Below are 17,249 nucleotides of genomic sequence, written 5' to 3' on the forward strand. Positions count from 1 at the left end.
TTAAAAAATGTAAGATTCAGTGTTTGCGGTTTTTTTTAGTTTCCATTTTAATGCTTCTATCAATAAAGCATCTTGATTAAATGTACAGGCATAATCTTTATCTTCCTGATCAGAAATTCGATAAATACCAACATTAGAACCTAGATGTAATTGATTACTTACATCCCAATGACTTTTTTCATAATTACGATCTACTCTGACTAAAAATGTAAGTAGTTTTACATCACTGAGATATTTACTAATTTCTCTTTTTTGAGGATGTCCCAGAATACCGACTCCTTCTAATACTGTCAAAGTACCAAGTGTTAATTTTCTGGTGAGATAATCACAATCTAATCCTACTGAAAAAGGAGATTTATCTTCATTCCAAGACTTGATTTTCAAGTAAATTTGAATATAGGCTTCTGGAAATTCATTAGGCGATCGCTTGACAGATTCAGGTTTAGATAGGTTAGCTTTTTCCAATGCTGAATAAAAGTCTTGCTTGGTGATAACTTCTACTTCTACATGAGGTAAAAGCCTTAATAAATCATAAGTATAAAAACCGGATTTATTTTGATCCCATACTGCTGCTTGTAAGCTAGAACTACCACGAAAACTTAAAAGTTGATCCTGAATAGCTTTACCTGTATCATCCTTGTTTAAACAATTCCAATGTATTTTTTTTCTATCTAGTTGATCACCATACAGCTTTCGTAAGTCTTCCGTCATGCGATCGCGTATTTTTTGAGTAACAGCTTCCCGTTTTTCCCGTTCTTTTTTCTGCTTTTTTCCTTTGATATTTGCACCACTTAAAGTAATTAACATTCCTTGAGATTGTAAAGCACCCCAATAATGACGATATTGTTCAAATTCTCTCGGAGGATCAAAAGCATATTCAATAATTTCTTCTCTAAAAATAGTTCTATCTACCTTTTGTCCTTCCTCCAATTTATCGCGTAATTTCTTCATAATCCAATTCATCCAATTGGGAATTAATGCAAAGGCTTGGTAATTATCAAATCCTCCATGACGGCCTAAACGTCCTAATCTTTGAGTAAATGTAGCAGAATTACTCGATTCAAAAATTAATAAGTTAATTTCAAAATCAACTCCTACATCTACGGCTGAAGTTCCTACAATTAATACAGGCTGATTTGCTGTTTTCAATAAATTTCGCGTTTCTTCCCGGTCACGATCATCAACAATTCCACTCACTTCTTTAACCATGATATTATCATTTTTTAAATCTCTCTCCAGTTGAATTACGACTCGACGAACCACAGCCATTGAATTGAGAATAATCACTCCTCTACCTGGTCTTTGTTTCTCATCATGAAGAATTTTTTTGATTAAAATTGTATTTTTTTGCACCCAATCAAATGAATCTTGATGTTTTTCTAAATGTACAAAATCTAAATCTACAGGCTGACAAATTTGTCTATATCCTGGTGGTACTTGCGTTCTATCTTCACTAATATAGTCAGATTGGATTTTTTCAATTAATAAATTATCTGTTGCTAGTTTTTTCAACTGATCAATAAATTCATCCTTTGGGGTTGCTGATGTAAATAAAAATCTCAATGGACGTGCAGTTTCTCGACTATGACGAATTAATAGCAAACTATTGATAATTGCTGTTTCTTGATGTACTCCAAAAATAGGAAATTCATCAGCCACATACAAATTCGGAAATTGAGCTAAATCATTGACTAATTGATCATGGGCAACTGTGATATCTTGATAACGCAAATGAGTTATTAAATGAAATATATCTGGATTGGTTAAAATAACTCGTTTTTGAATTATACTTCTCCTTAATTGTTCAGATTTTCTACTTGGTTTTCCTTCTTCTTTTGCGGTTTCCACTCTCGGAGCTAATTCTGCTCCATACAAACTATCTATCCTTGTGACAGGAGTTAAATTGAATAGCTGATAATAATTTTTGATTTGTCTTTCTTGATCTTTAACAAGTTCAATTGTTGGGTATAATCCAATAGTTCTAAATTTAGGATTGAGTAATCCTGGTAAATAAGCTGCTAGAGATTTACCATCTCCTGTGGATGCCGTATTAAAAATTATTTTTGGTTTGTTTGCATCTCTAAAAATAGCCGCATAAGTTTCCGCTTGATGAGAAGATAAAGGACAATTGTTACCTTCTCCAAAATTGGGCGCTTGTTGTTTGACTTTGCAGGTTTGCATACATCCTAAAGCACAAGCACCTACCCCTCCATTGAGTTTGGAGTACAATGGCAGTAAAAAAATTTTCACGGTGAGTTAAGTATTTGTTGGATGAGACTACTTTAATACCTTTAAAAAACTAGATGTAGTCAAAAAATGACTATATCTCACGGGAAACCTAGTTAAATTAGATAAATCACATTATCAGGGTACGGAAACCGCACCCCTACAAGAAATTCTGGTTTAAGAAACTTGGTAACTGTGCTTTTTAAGCAGCAACTTCTAAAAAACTCGCAGAAATCAAGCTTATATGCAGAATATATCTTCTAGATTCAGTCTTGTTTAAAAGTGTAATAAGAATTACTGAACCATCATCACAGGTAATTTCAAAGTTACCTTTTTTGACTTTTTGACGAATTTCCTTAGATGAAATGTCCTTATCCGTCAGAATCTTGATAAATTTACTGGCTTTTGTAGTTCCGATGTTTTCGCTCTTGAAAGGTATGGGAACTTGATAACGGTTTAGGTTTAATTGAAGTTGTGGACTTTTTGTTTGTTCTTGTGCCATAATGATTTGAGATTTTTTCCAAAAAAATATTTGAGGGGCTAAAAAAATTAGTCCCTTGAAAAAGTGTAAGAGTGTTGTCTGAACTGGTACTTCAGGCGACACTTTTGTATTTTTTACTGACTTAAATCTTACATTAGTTGGGATTTGTTTGTCAATGAATTCATATTTCCTATATCAACACCAAAAATTATATTTTCTATATCAATACGTGAATCCATAAGAGAGAATGCTATAATCCATTTCATGGGAGGGTAAAATCCCATGTATTTACCTGGGTAACGAATCCCGAAAAGCGGGACTGAAACTTGATGTAGGCGATATGAATTGCTACCCTCCCTCAAAAATCCTCTACTCATACACAAATAGTGCTTACATTGTTATGGAATTCAGCAATCTAAGCAGAATATGACTTACTTAGTAATACTGGAGATAGTATATTACTTCTCTCAGTAAAGATGTCATCAAAAAATGATAATAACTCTAATCAATTGGGTTTTATATTGGAGTTATTGAAGCTGCTGGCGGAAAAACCCTGTAAAAAAGCCGAGTTGGAAATCTTGTTGAGCGATCGCGGTTTTGAAGCTGGTGATTTATCACAGAAAATTGCTCGTGCAATTGGTAAACTCCGAGACTGCGGTTTTGAAATTAAGGCTGCACCCAACCGTCCTTATGAGTTAGTGACATCAGTGTTTCCCGTTATCTTATCTGAAGAACAAAGACAAGCATTAGCAATGGCCTCTGAGTTATTGGCGAGTCTGGGTTTTTCTGCGGAAGCTGGACATATTCACCGCATTGGTAACTTTCAAAAACCTAAGTCCCCTGGACTAAAAACAGACTTTCATCCACCTACAGATTACAGCGAAGATAAAATCAATGAGATTGTACGCCAGTTACAACAACGATTTCAGCAAAAACGCCGCTTTGTGGTTTGGTATCGCAGCAGAAAAGGTAAAGAAACATTCTGGGATTTAGATAAGTCCGAACTGAGATTACATAACGGTGTTCTCTATTTATTTGCTTTAGTTCCCGACTTTCGTAGTTCTCATCTTGAAACCAGACCCAATGCTGAACAGAACATCACTTTGAGAGTAGACCGCATTACTAGAGTTGGTGGAGTTTCCCAGACTCCCTGGACTTATAGTAAATTTCCTACTCTAGATATTACCTACCGTCTGACAGGAGATTTAGCGAGTTATAGACCCCGCAGACCCCACGAAACAGTTATTTCCTCACTAGAAACTACAGAATATGTTGATATTTTAACTCAGGAAGACTGTATATTTTGGTTTCGTCAAAGAATGCTACAGTACGGTGCTAGTGCTAGGGTTTTAAATCCTGATTGGGTGGCGAAAGGGGTTAAAGATGCTTTAAAAAAAGCCTATGATAATTACTGTGTTGAATAAAAACAAGAGGTTTTCCCTGACCCTGTGGGGGCGCGGAGAAGGATGTCTTGACAGTGAAGGAGTTTAGTGATCGCTTCTCGTTGAAAGTTGCGTGGGGGGAAGGTGGTTAGGGTTTGGAAGTGTTCATCTATCATCAGTTCGGTAAGTTCATTGGTTTGAATATTGGCTTGGAAGATGGTGGTTTCTCAGAGGTTACGGAGAGGGGGGGCGATCGCTATTTTTCTTTACTTCAACTCGTAGTAACTGTCAGAATCTACACGCATAAAAGGTGAATATGGGGTCAAGCCGGGATAAGGGTAAAATGGGACACGTTGTAAATAAATGTTGCAGAAACCAATTTAGTGATTTACTAACTTGCCCGAAAATGGTAAAGAAACATTCAACTTTTGCACACTAAAATCAACTTTTTACGCGGTTCAGCTTCTCAAACTTGCTCATAAATAACCCTTTTTTGGGATGTTTTCATTTTGAACAATCAAGTTCAGATGGAAGCTGAAACAACGGTAAATTAAGAGTTTTGAGAATTAAGCACACAAAACTTTACAATGTGTCCCATTTTGCAGATATCCCGTCTGAACCCCGACAAGTTGCTGCCCTATTATTAGAACAAGGACAATCGCAATATCAACTAGTATTTGGTTTTCAGATTGCTGGACTGCACAACATCTTACATGAAAGTGAAGTTAGTGAATTTGCTCATGCTATTGAAGAGGGCATGAAAGATTTACCAATTGGAGAACGCATCACTTTTTGTACAGGCTGCTACAGTGATGATACCCAACGCCAAACCCAACTTAATGCTTTGGCAAATGATTGTCACCTCAAACCCATTTCCGTTCTTATTCGCAACGAACAACTACGAATAGAAGAATTAAAAAATGCAGGTACACGCCAACAGTGGCAGCAAATAGCCTTTTGTACCTGGACAAGTGATCAACAAGGTAGTTCCCAGCAAAAAGATTTTGTCGGTGCTGTGATTGAAAAATGCCGTAATCTTGGCTCTTGGGTAGTAGAATCAATCACAGGCAATAAACGCATATACCAAGAAACATTCTTCAAAAAGCTATTACTGCAAGGCTTTCAACAGGGATTTATTCAATGGGAGGTATTACTAAATACTAAAATAGGCTTAGAAGTCACACCTTGTAGCGCAGGTGATTTATGGCAATGGTTGTGGAATAGATTTAACGAAGGTGCTGCACCTGCCATTCCCCAAGTTATCACCCTAGAAGAAACAGCCACAGGACTACAACTCACAGAAACTGTAACCACAGACAAACATATCTGCACCCTACTAATTGAAGGTACACAAGGGCGCTCTGCAACTCCTGAACATCGCGGAGATCATGACCGAGTTTATCTTACAGGCAAGGGTAAAGTCTGCGGTGTGATGACAATGACAGACCCGCCATTGGGTTGGACAAATACCCAAGAACAACTCAAATGGGTGTGGAAAATACTGTCTTCCAGTTATGTCCATGATACAGAAGCATGGGTGGAAATCAGTCGTGGCAATGACTTTTTAATTCAAGACAACCTAGCCCGTCAAGCAAAGCAGTCTAAAGTCGCCCGCACCGTAGCAATCACTAAAGGACAGGGACGTGATATTGGTGCAGAAATCAAGCAAGAAGAATCGTTTGAAGCACAACGGCGGTTGTATGAAGGTACAAAAGCTCTACATTGTGCGCCAGTTTTTTTAGTATATCGTCATAGTGCCGAGGAATTAACTCATGCTTGCAATCTACTGGCTAACAGTTTTGAAACCGCCAAGGTACTTAGAGAACGCAATATTGCTTGGGAAATATGGTTACAAATTTTACCTATCACCTGCAAACGTTTATTACATGATGGTAATTTGAGTGAGCGCCGCTTAACACTTGATACTCAAACAATTGCGGGATTGATGCCTCTGACCATTCCTAAAGATATTGACCAGCAAGGTGTAGAGTTTTTAACTAGTCGTGGTGGTAAACCCATTTACGTAGATTTGTTTCATCAACAAATCGGACGGGCTTTAATTACAGGTACTTCTGGCTCAGGCAAGAGTGTTTTAGGGTGGCGGTTTGCGGAAGAAGCCTTAGTGAACAATATTCCCGTAGTCGGTATGGATATTTCCGCAGGTGGTAACAGCACTTTTAAAACAGCGATTGAATTACTGGGTGAACAAGGTGCATATTATGACATCTCTAGTGGTAGTAGTAATCTGCTAGAACCACCGGACTTACGTAGGTTTGAGAAGCCAGAACGGGAACGACGGATGGAATCTTGGAAGGACTTTATTCGCAAGGCTTTGGTAGCTATTGCAATGGGTAAAGTTGAAAATCCCCACTTAGCCCAAAGAGTAGATGCTTTACTTGTTAAAGCTTTGGATGTGTTTCTCAAAGACGCAGATATGATTGCTCATTATAACCGCGCTTTTGAGATGGGTTGGTTGTCAGCAGAATGGCAAGAAATCCCCACGCTACCGGATTTTGTCAAGTTTTGCACCAGAGAACGTCTGAATTTGAGGTCTTTTGAGGAAATTGACCGACAGGCACTTAATCAAATTCAAAATCAGGTGAGTGCATTACTAGCATCGAGGTTAGGGAAAGCGATTCCTACGGAGCGCTTCGCTATCGCCCGTCCCAGTACATTTTCCCCTGAACCAGCGATTAAATTCTTTGCCCTGAGTGGATTAACTAACGAACAGGATGCTTACTTGATGGCAATTAATGCCCATACTGCCTGCATTCGCAATGCTTTATCCCATCCCAAAAGTTTGTTTATTGGTGATGAGCTTTCGGTACTTTTACGTAAAGATGGTTTTGCTGAAGTCATAGGAGAAACTTGTGCTACAGGACGTAAGAAGGTATTGCTGTATTGCTGCTATCTCAAGATCCAGACACCATCTGTGATTGTGCAACAGGTTCTCAAATCATGCAAAACATGACTTACCGAATCACTGGACGGATTACCAGTACAGGGGTTACTTCTTTTCAGCGTTATCTGGGTTATCCAGTTAGTATAATCAGCAAGAATGCAACAGAAGCGTTTCTACCCACTAACAGACGCTTGGGAGTTTGTGCGCTCTTGATGTTGTAGACTAAATCTAGTAAATCTAGAAGTCTATGCACCCCATAAAAATAATAGGGTTGTTAGCAGCAGCCCTAGCCACTCCGGCTCTTGCTTGGGTGAGTGTAGGTCAGGGTAGTGGTGTTTATCCTGTAGTGAAACATTCTGCCTGGCCAGCCCCAGGAACTTATACTCTCAGAACCAGAGTGTTAGGTTTCTGCGGGGCTAAAGAGTATATCACGTTCTCCTACAAATATAGTAAAGAGAACTGTGTACTTGTCTTTCTCTCAGATGATGAGAGTTTGAGAGTAGAAGACCCGCGCAACTTGTTAACCCACCAGGAACAAAAAGGTAAAGCGACCCTGGCAGTTGATGGGTTTAACAGACCTACTGTAGTGGGGTGGCGGGATGAGTGAAGAGCAGCCGCCATCAACCAAAGAAAGTGTTATAAGGTGCTGCTTTGGTATGTTCTGGCTTACTGTCTGTCTGCACGGAGTAGCGGGCTTGTTCCCAAACCCGCTACCAAATCTAGCAAAAGATTGGGTTAAACCCACCCCAGAACAACCTAGAATAGGCTACTACAAACATATCAAAGTCCTCGGCTCTGGCGACCGCGCTTATCTCCTCAACCTGAACACAGACCGGGGAGTTGTGCGGAACGTTAGAGCTACCCTAATTCCGGGTAGCTTTTGGAAGGATGTCACCATTAACTCAGAAGGTAAAGTAACCCGCAGGGAGCTATCAAAATCTAGGGACACTGGCTGCCTTGAGAGTGCTGTCATCATGCGTAGGACTGGCATAGTGGAGATTGGTGGTATGCAAGTTACCGACGCGCAGGGTAATTTTTTCGGGAATATTGATTTAGTTAATTGTGAGAAGAAGAATAAGGATTAATTTGAAAGGTCAGTAGTTTATACTGACCTTTTGAGTGTCTGCTGGTAATATTATCTTCTCTAAGAAAAAAGAATAGTGAGAGGATTTCCTACAAAAACTTCTATGAGCATTCACTTTATTCTTGCCTTTACACTATTCTGCTGGGTAGTCTTACACCTAGCAAGGCATTCTCTAATAACCCCATATATAGCCGGGGGAGCTGCTATGACTCTATGTTCCTTCTTTCAGACTAAAGCAGAAGTCTTCCTTGCAGCCACAGTACTTGCCTATTTCATTGTTTATCTACTCAATGAGGATGTAGATCCCAGCCAATTGTTGGTGAGAGACAGAGAGAGTGCGGCTACTCTAACTGAGGAAATAGGTGGCAACATCAAGATAGTCAGAATAGTAACTTTGTTGTTGTTCTGCTTCCTACCAATACCCAGCCCTCCGGGGTTTGTAACTGGGGTGTTTCCTGTAGTGATTATCTCTCTGCTAATCTTCCTCAACAAGGATAAGGGCGGAGGCAACCTGATAGGTTATGTGGTTTTAGTTGTAATGGCAGTAGGTGGAGCAACGCTGGCTCTGTGGCTAGTTAAAACCTTCCTACAAGTTCAAGTGAGTGTAATCCCAATCCTAACCGGGCTGGCTATTCCTTCCTTGCTTGGCTGTGACCCACCACCTACCAAAAGCCTGAGAGAAAGAGGGTTGAACTCTCCACCAGGGATAAACAACATTCTGTGGACATTCCTTCTCACTTGGGTAACACCAGGTTTATCCCTAAGTGCCACCACGTCTGCGCTCATCGCTCCTGGTGCTTACAGGTTGATAATTGCTAACCTAACTTCTGTGGCTATAGAGGGCTGGAATCTGGGTCTGTTGTTTAGGGATGGGAGTTCGACTAAAACTCCTCTAGCAGATTTGTTGCTCAGACCTGATAGATGGTATCAAACTCCAACCTTGCAAGTTTCAGGGGCTGGTCTGGACTATTTGGTTTTTGTAGTCCTGCTGGGAGTATTGCCAGCGATCGCAATGTACCTCTGGTGTAACTCCAGGTTTGAGCCAGACCCCGGCGTAATTATTCTGGTAATGCTAGTGCAGTCGGTGGTATTAGCTGGTTGGTCAGCCTTAATCCTTGTACCACTGGGGTTGTTCTTTGCTGTGTTGCAAATAGCGTTTATGCCGAACTATTCAGAAATTAGGAGCTTGACTATCATGGCTCCAAAGCTTGTACCTTAAAAATAATGAATAAGCAGATAGATTTTGACTATTTATTTACCGATACTAAACCGTCTATTACGGGATTAGATAACTAAATCAGTTATAAATCTCTCGGTAAGCGTAAAACTCAGCGTCTAAAGACGGTAAGATATAAGCGACCCTTCGGCTATGCTTAGGGCATCGCTCGTGCAACTTTAGTCGCCTACGTTTTTCTTGATAAATTTATCATTTTGTGAAATCATAAATATAATAACGAAGTATCCAAATTATGGTCAAAATTAAGCCCTTAATGGGAGTTCAACAAGTCCTATTATCCCCTGATAAAGATACTAAAGCAATATTAGAGTATCTTTGTCAACAATCGGGTAAACTCTATAACTCAGGGGTCTATTTTGCTAGACAAACACTTTTTAAAACTGGTAAGTTACTAACTGGTAAATTTGACCTAATATATGAGTCAACTGTGAGCAAGACCAGATTAGCAAGTTCACTACCTTCGGTAGTTGCTCAACAAACACTAATCTCAGTGAGCGAAGCTTTTAAATCCTTTAAAGAATTAAAAAATAAGTTCAACAAAGGTGAGTTACTTTTTAAACCTAAGCCTCCTAGTTATCTCGAAGGATCTAAACTTTTTAAAGTTGCGTTTCCCAACACTGGAGCGGGTAAGCCAACTCTTGAAAATAATCAAATTAGATTTCCTTTAGGCTTGACAGTAAAAAGATGGTTTGGAATATCTGAATTTTTTCTCCCGATGCCAATTAACTTAGATTTCTCAAAGATCAAAGAGTTGACTATATTACCCAAAAATGGGGCTTTTTACCTGGAGTTGTCTTATTTGGTTGAGCCAGAGATCACTGAATTAAATATTAGTGAAGCCCTATCAATTGACTTGGGAACTGCTGATAATTTAGCAGCCTGTGTAGACACTTTAGGTAATTCTTTTTTAATTGACTCAAGAAAACTAAAAGCTGACAATCAACTCTGGAATAAAAAAGTCTCTACTAAAAAAGAAGGCAAGTCAAGTGACTACTGGGACAGTTGGTTAGATCGAGTTACTAGAAAACGAAACCATCAAATGAGAGATGGGATCAACAAAAGTGCAAAGTTGATTATTGACCATTGCCTTAAAAATAAAATAGGTAATTTAGTTCTAGGTTGGAACAATGGGTTTAAACTAAACTCCAATCTAGGTAACTTGAACAATCAAAAGTTTGTTCAAATACCATTAGGTAAGTTGAAAGATCGACTTAATCAACTGTGTTCCCAATATGGGATAAACTTTCACATTACAGAGGAGAGTTATACTTCAAAATCGAGTTTTCTAGATGGAGACTCCCTACCCAAGTACGGTGAAAAACCCGAAGGGTGGAAAGCATCTGGAAGACGAATTTTGAGAGGGCTTTACTTGACAGGTGAAAAATTTTTAGTAAACGCTGATCTCAATGGAGCAGCCAATATCTTAAAAAAAGTAACGGGAAAACTTAAACTCAATTTAAGTAAACTCACTAGACGGTGTTTGACCACCGTAACGAGAATTAGATTAAACTAATTCTGTCTGTAGAATCTCAGTGTCTTTAGACGGTGAGAGTGTCAACCTGACTCCCAAGGTACAGTTAAACAGGAAACGATACCAGTTAGTACGCTATTAATTCGAGGTAACAACAAGCGACCGTTGATTGCTCAAAAGCTCAATGATGTGGGGTCAGAAATTGCTCAACAAGATTTGTTAGTGGGATTACTCAGTAGTTTGGGAAAAGTAGGTAGCATTGTCAATCAACCCCGGACTCAATCTAGCACTGTTGTTTCCAATGGCACGTTTAATCAAAATACTGTTTCTAGCACCGCTGACCCGCAAATTTGGGCGGCTGCGTTGGAGGGATTTTTTAGTCCAGTCAGTGAGCGGCTGTCGAGACGGTCTGACCAAGCAGTGCAAGAATTATTACAACGTCCTAATATTCAATTTCTACCTGAAGGTACGGAAGTCTCAGTGGTTGTCAATAATTTTTTGCAAGTTGCCCGGTAAACTAACTGCGCCCACAACGGGTGGGTTTCTTGGAGGTTGTTATGAAACAATGTATTACTTTTATCATCACTACTAGCGCGTTATTTCTGGGGATAACAGCACCTATTGTCCATGCACAAACACCTGCTTATCGCTTTATTGACAGAGATATAGCTGCAAAAACAAGAATTCAGGTTCAAGTTACGCCAGGACTGGCTACACCTATTAGCTTTAGTCAAACCAACGAAGCGATCGCCTACATTCTAGTAGCAGATCCTTCACGACTGGTCTACACCACAGATACAGATTTAAAAAGCGGACAAGCTACAACTATCTTTTTAAAAGCAATCCAACCGCTAAAGTTTCCAGGGTCTACCACCACTGCTATCACTAACTTACTTGTTCAAACTGTAGATTCTCAAGGACAAAAGCGACTCTACAATAAGGGAAAGGTAGTTATCCCACTATGGAAGCTGCATTACAAGATTTAGATAAAAATATCAAAGCATATTTTGAAGACTTGGGAATCTAAAGAATAGGACTATCGAATACGCAATTTTAACTAAAGCTGGTGGGGAATTAATAGCAATAAATAAAGCCGATTATCAGGATTGTTATGGCTTTTTAAAATGCCCTGAATGATAAGCGGCTTATTACGTTTTCAAATCTTTACATAAAAATGATTATTTGTGTCAAAACAATTATTGTATGATGACGTTCAGATATACGTAATGTCATAAAAATAATCAATGTGGGAGTAGTATATATAGGCGATCGCGCAACAGGCAAGACTCACTTGGCACTAGAGTTAGCCAACCCTAAGAGTGAATATGTCAAAGTTGCCAATCTCGATTACGACAATCTGAGAGTGCAATTACTGGATGAGAACTCACAGGCAAAACCGACACCTTTGCCACCTTCGCAAATGCCCTATCAACGGTATTTGGAGATTCAGACGCGGCTACCCTCTGGTAATAAGCAGGTGGTGGTAGATTGGATTGATACAGCGGGTGAAGTGTGGCGGAGAAGTTATCAAAGGGATTATTCTGATCAATGGACTCAATTTTTAGAGGCTATCCGCAACAGTGAGGGAGTGTTGCTTATTCTTCCACCCCACCGGGGCATGAGTTTACAACCAGGTACAGATGTGGAGCAGTTTGTCACGCAAAAACAATGGTGTAATCGCTTTGACAGATGGGTGAAATTTTTCCATCACCAATGTCCCAATGTTAGACATTTAGCTATTTGTATCAATAAAGCTGATTTATTTTGTGATTTATCCCAGGAAGGTGGTAAACTGGCTTACAAGCCTTATGGTAGTTCCCTGAACTGGCAGCAGCGGCATACTTATGTTTTACAAAGATATTTTCGTCCGATTTATTCCCAATTAGAACAATTGAATAATGGCCTTTCCGGTGGCTCGGTGCGGTGTTTTATTACATCTATTCATCATCGAGGTTTATTAGAATTACCTTGGATTTATCTGGGTAGTTTTTTAGCTAAATAGGTAGAAATTATGTTAAACAAATTTTTTCATAGATTGAAACCATCGCCGGGGCTATATTCGTCATTCTCTGTTCTTTAAATAATTAAAAAGGTGTAACATGGGCAACATTTATGTAATTGGACCACGTGCTTCTGGCAAAACTACTTATTTAGCAGCTTTGGCTTATCAACCATCAAGATCACGACGGAAAAATCAGAATTTTAAAGTTCAAGCATTGAATGAAGAAACAAGAAAATTAGCAGATAAAGCTGAGAATATTATTTTAGAGGGTGCATCTTTAGAACCGACAGGGAAAGAAGTAAAAACAATTGATGATTTAGAAGTCTATTCATTTTATATTGAGATTCACAAAAAATGGCAAAAAAAACAAGAAATAAATTTAGCAGTGCGAGACTACCCAGGAGAGATTTTTGAAGATTTAGCAATGGGTTCAGCAAATCCCTTATATGAAGAATTTATGAATGAATGTTTAGGAAAAGATGTGAGTGGGTGTTTGATTTTGTTAACAGAGTGGAGACAAGGAACAGATAAATTTTATAAACGAGTATTTAAAAGGTTTATAGATTTAATGGATAAAGATGAAAGATTACAAGAATTACGGTTAGCTGTAGCCATGAGTAAATGTGAACGGGGGGAACTGTGGCCTGGTCGGTTAGATCCAGAAAATGATTTATTTGCAATTCATTTTCCAGAAACACTGTCATTTTTAAAAGACAATATTCCTAGTAAAAACTTACAGTTTTATGCTATATCTACTTTTGGGGTTTTAGGAAATAAAGATCCGCGACCCAATCGCAAAGAAGAATTAGGACAAGAGGGCAGATATTCTGTGTTAAGAGAAACTGATAACTGGTCGCCTTATGGGATGATTTCACCTCTCTATTGGTTAAGTACAGGTAAGAGGATGAAAGAAAATGTTTAATTTATTTAAGAATAAAAATCAGACCCCATTACAAAGCAGTGCGGTGTTGCGAGTTATAGGCGATCGCTCTTCTGGAAAAACTACATATATGGCTTCCTTAGCACGATGGCCAAATGCTGATCCTGATAGTCCAGTTCAGGCTGTAACGGCTGTGAATGAAGGTGGAGAAGACTTACTTGGTAAAGCTCAAAATATCTTAGAACAGGGCTTAGAACTAGAAAGAACTCCTTTTTTAAACAACATATCGGATGTAAATGATTGCACTTTACAAATTACGCTGAAAGAAAAAAAATTAGGTTCTAAATTACTGAATTTAAATATCAGTTGCAAAGACTACTCAGGTGATTTTTTTGAAGTTTTATCACAGCAAGGAAAAATTCCACAGTTAGATGATTATTTAGAAGATTGTTTACAGTGTAATGGTATTATATTTTTGGTTGATGGTAGTAGTCGGCGAAAAGATTTAGAATATGCCAATGGTTTAGATAAATTGCTGTTAGCACTTGACCGGAATGATATGGGTGGAAGTAAGCGCCGAATTGCCTTAGTATTGAATAAATGTGAACAATCTGATTTGTGGGTAAATCGAGATAAACCAGCGTTCTTAGCATCAGCAAGGTTTCCCCAAGTTTGCAGAAAATTACAATCATGGCAACAAATGGGAGGAGGTGATATAGAATTTTTTACAGCTTCGGCTTTTGGGATGTTGGGTAGTAAATATCCAGAACCAAATGTTAACTTACTCACTAAAAGTAGAGGGGGAGTAACAGCAGTAATTAAAAATCCCAAACTTTGGCGGCCTTTTGGTTTGGTTGCTCCTATTTATTGGCTTTGTACAGGTTCACGTCATCAGGAATTAGATCATGTATGAAAGGAGATCCCCATTTTCTACCTCTCCCTAACCCTCTCCTACGAGGAGAGGGAACTGGAAGGGGATTTCAAAGCCTCTCTCCTTGTAGGAGAGAGGTTTGGAGAGAGGTCTTTCAATCAACTTTATGATTTTCTAAACATCCTCTTAGATAAAGGTTAAAAACATGAGTTCACCAGATATTGAAATTCACGAATTTAGTACAGGTATTCACTTTCAACAAAGGAATAATGGTTGGGTGTCTCTGGGTTTTACAGGACAATATATGAACGCTACTATTAACCCTATTCCTACAGTTGTGGAAAGGTCTATTGCTAATCAAGAATTTGCTTTAACTGAAGGATCATCTACAGAAAAACCAGCAATTATTGGACGGGTAGTAGGAAGTGGTGATGATGTTTGGTCTGTAATGGCTGTTGTCACACGAGGACAGGATGAAGTGGGACGCAGTGCGGCTTTTTATCGTTATTTTTTGTGTGAGGGTAATCGTGAAAAGCTGCGACTAATAATAGCCTGGTGGGAGAGTGAGAATAATCCAATATTTAACCCATTAGATACTAAAACTATTGATAAATTTAATAAAGTTTCAACAGAAAAATTAGACGGTTGGAATAATTTAAAGACAGAGCAACAATTAGCCTTATCAAGTGATAAAACGCAACTTTTAGAATATAGAACCGAACAAAAAATACCTAGAAAATATAACTATATTTTATTAAATCAAATCAATGCTTTAGCTATTGATAAATCGAAGAATAATGGCTTACCTGTTGCGTGGGCTTTTAATGTAGAAGCCTTGGAAAAACCGGAGCGTTTTCAAGTAATTCAACCAGCATCACAAAAAGCCTGTGATGGATTAAAACGAGCCATTGCTAATGCTGCTCAGGTTGTTTCAGCAATAAATATTGATGAAGCGGCGTTAAAATCTGCTATTCGGAGTTTAATGAATAGTTCTACTATCAAACCGGAAGCAGTACAGGAAATTGTTAAAGGGTTAGAAAATGAGGAAATTAAACCTGATTATTGGGAGAGTTTATTTAATGCTCAAGGTGCGGATAAAGCCATTAAGCAAAAGATTTATAGTCCCCAAATGGTGCGACTAATAACGTTGAGAGCAATGGTTATTCCAGAAACTTTACCGCAGTTTTTAGCATGGTTGAATATTCAAGGGGGTAGAAAACCTGACGAGCATCAAACTATATCTTTAGAGTTTCAAAAAGCTATTCGGGCTTTATTTCCTAAAGCACAAATTGCAGAAGGAATTAGATATCTACTATTAAATTTATTAAATCAGAAAATATCAGTAGATAGTCTTTATTGGTTATTAACAACAAATGGTAGTGCTTGGGTTTATGCACAAAAACAATTTATTACTGATATTCAGGATGATTTACAATTAATTCATGATCATTTTTCTAGTCCTAAGACTGCATACAAAAGCAGTCCTTACGCTGATCCTAATTCAGTATTAACTAGCAGTTCTCCTGTGGAGTCTGAAAATGATTCACAATTGCATCATGTTCAACCACCAATTAAAAAGGATTCATGGCAAAATGATTTTAAATGCCAAAAGCAAATTTGGGCAACTTTAATCAATAGTTGGCAAGGTATTAAACAAGGACGCTCTAAAAGAGAAGAATATCAAACTTTTGCTGAATTATTTGACAAGTTCAGACAATATGATTTAGCTGCATATTTTTATCAAGTGAGTGATGGAATAGTTGACAAAGATTTATATTATGAAGTAGCTAATCAACAACATCGTCGCTCACCTGTTGTTTTTGGTTTACGTCTTGAACCGAAAAAGAATTTAATTGATCATGTCCTTGATTTTATTACTCTGGAGGTAGATATGAAAATTCAATTTGTTGTTCCTCTTTCACTATTAATCTTAGTAAGTGGTTGGTTTATCGGTACAAAAACTTGGCAATCTTATACTAGTGCAACTGATATTGAAAAATCTTTGTGTAGCAAGACTTTCCCATCTGGTAAAAACAAAGATATTAAAAACTGTCCGGTTATAGTTTTAAAGCCAGAGACAAGTTATAGTTTTAGTGAAATCCAGCAATTAATTCCAGCGGTTGTAGATGATATTGTTATTGAAAAAACAAACCCAGAAAAAAGTCTAGAAAGAATTTTAACAGGAGGTACAGAACTTAAACTTAACTACGGGGATTTAAAATCTGGTAAAAAGGCGACAGATTTAGCGATTCAAAAGCAATGGGTGACAGCAATTTATAATTATCAAATTACAAGGAAGCTAAAATATCAAAAAATTGCAGATAATGGGAATAAAAGCGATGAATGTAACCGGCGAATATTCTGGGTATGTTTATCGAAATCTGGAGAAGACAATGATACGAGTGATAGTGTTGATAATGCAAAAGGTTCTGATCTTTACAATAAATTGAAAAATGATATTTTAGCAGCCATAAAATTAGAACAAAGCCGGGGAATCAATTCCCCGTCTAATAGCTTAAGTCGGTTAAAACCGACTGGGAATTTAAAGGGAGGAATTGAAAATTAATTTATAGTATTTGGTAAAAAATCTCTTTCAACACCGAAAACACCAGAAAATAAATTCCCCAACCCATACAACCTGGTAACATAGAGCCAGCAAATCCCAAGAATTAGTCGGTTTTAACCGACTTGAGCTATTAGACAGGGAATTGAT

At 38.1% G+C, this 17,249-nt stretch carries 15 protein-coding genes; 12 read left to right on the forward strand and 3 right to left on the reverse strand.

Translation table 11 applies throughout. From position 1 onward, the window contains the following. Together cas3 and FJR09_RS18655 are read right to left on the reverse strand one after the other, a co-directional pair. Positions 1–2,250 (reverse strand): type I-D CRISPR-associated helicase Cas3', encoded by a 2,250-nt coding sequence (cas3, locus tag FJR09_RS18650; RefSeq protein ID WP_168652987.1) that lies wholly within the window; start codon positions 2,248–2,250, stop codon positions 1–3. 178 nt (positions 2,251–2,428) lie between these two features. Continuing rightward, positions 2,429–2,728, reverse strand: a complete 300-nt coding sequence (locus FJR09_RS18655) for a hypothetical protein (protein ID WP_168652988.1) — start codon at positions 2,726–2,728, stop codon at positions 2,429–2,431. A gap of 455 nt (positions 2,729–3,183) precedes the next feature. Between FJR09_RS18655 and FJR09_RS18660 the strand changes: the two genes are divergently transcribed. Beyond that, positions 3,184–4,131, forward strand: coding sequence for a YafY family protein (locus FJR09_RS18660; protein ID WP_168652989.1), 948 nt, complete (start codon positions 3,184–3,186; stop codon positions 4,129–4,131). Here FJR09_RS18660 and FJR09_RS26245 read toward each other — a convergent pair. Beyond that, complete coding sequence (locus FJR09_RS26245) at positions 4,116–4,265, reverse strand: DEAD/DEAH box helicase family protein (protein ID WP_168652990.1); 150 nt, start codon at positions 4,263–4,265, stop codon at positions 4,116–4,118. The genes FJR09_RS18660 and FJR09_RS26245 overlap by 16 nt on opposite strands. Before the next feature lie 413 nt (positions 4,266–4,678). Between FJR09_RS26245 and FJR09_RS18670 the strand changes: the two genes are divergently transcribed. From FJR09_RS18670 to FJR09_RS25470, 11 genes are all read left to right on the forward strand, one after another. Continuing rightward, complete coding sequence (locus FJR09_RS18670; protein ID WP_254433148.1) at positions 4,679–7,060, forward strand: hypothetical protein; 2,382 nt, start codon at positions 4,679–4,681, stop codon at positions 7,058–7,060. A gap of 178 nt (positions 7,061–7,238) precedes the next feature. Continuing rightward, the gene (locus tag FJR09_RS18675; protein WP_168653322.1) at positions 7,239–7,598 is read left to right on the forward strand and encodes a hypothetical protein; all 360 of its coding nucleotides are present in this window, start codon (positions 7,239–7,241) and stop codon (positions 7,596–7,598) included. A 49-nt stretch (positions 7,599–7,647) separates the two neighbouring features. Next, complete coding sequence (locus FJR09_RS18680; RefSeq protein ID WP_168653321.1) at positions 7,648–8,076, forward strand: hypothetical protein; 429 nt, start codon at positions 7,648–7,650, stop codon at positions 8,074–8,076. Between the two features lie 204 nt (positions 8,077–8,280). Then, entirely contained in the window at positions 8,281–9,294 is a 1,014-nt protein-coding gene (locus FJR09_RS18685; RefSeq protein ID WP_168653320.1) for a hypothetical protein, read from the forward strand. A gap of 250 nt (positions 9,295–9,544) precedes the next feature. Then, on the forward strand, positions 9,545–10,825 hold the full coding sequence (locus tag FJR09_RS18690; protein WP_254433149.1) for a transposase: 1,281 nt from the start codon (positions 9,545–9,547) through the stop codon (positions 10,823–10,825). 123 nt (positions 10,826–10,948) lie between these two features. Continuing rightward, complete coding sequence (locus FJR09_RS18695) at positions 10,949–11,299, forward strand: hypothetical protein (protein WP_254433150.1); 351 nt, start codon at positions 10,949–10,951, stop codon at positions 11,297–11,299. A gap of 41 nt (positions 11,300–11,340) precedes the next feature. Continuing rightward, positions 11,341–11,769 (forward strand): hypothetical protein, encoded by a 429-nt coding sequence (locus FJR09_RS18700; protein WP_254433151.1) that lies wholly within the window; start codon positions 11,341–11,343, stop codon positions 11,767–11,769. Positions 11,770–12,029: 260 nt separating this feature from the next. Continuing rightward, on the forward strand, positions 12,030–12,785 hold the full coding sequence (locus tag FJR09_RS18705) for a hypothetical protein (RefSeq protein WP_168653319.1): 756 nt from the start codon (positions 12,030–12,032) through the stop codon (positions 12,783–12,785). Between the two features lie 97 nt (positions 12,786–12,882). Continuing rightward, complete coding sequence (locus FJR09_RS18710) at positions 12,883–13,707, forward strand: hypothetical protein (protein ID WP_168653318.1); 825 nt, start codon at positions 12,883–12,885, stop codon at positions 13,705–13,707. Continuing rightward, on the forward strand, positions 13,700–14,578 hold the full coding sequence (locus FJR09_RS18715) for a GTPase domain-containing protein (protein ID WP_168653317.1): 879 nt from the start codon (positions 13,700–13,702) through the stop codon (positions 14,576–14,578). Before FJR09_RS18710 ends, FJR09_RS18715 begins: the two co-directional genes overlap by 8 nt. Positions 14,579–14,741: 163 nt before the next feature. Beyond that, the gene (locus FJR09_RS25470; RefSeq protein WP_254433152.1) at positions 14,742–17,102 is read left to right on the forward strand and encodes a hypothetical protein; all 2,361 of its coding nucleotides are present in this window, start codon (positions 14,742–14,744) and stop codon (positions 17,100–17,102) included. Positions 17,103–17,249: the final 147 nt, after the last annotated feature.

Origin of the sequence: Dolichospermum sp. UHCC 0406 (assembly GCF_009712025.1) — a bacterium.
GTDB lineage: Bacteria > Cyanobacteriota > Cyanobacteriia > Cyanobacteriales > Nostocaceae > Dolichospermum > Dolichospermum lemmermannii.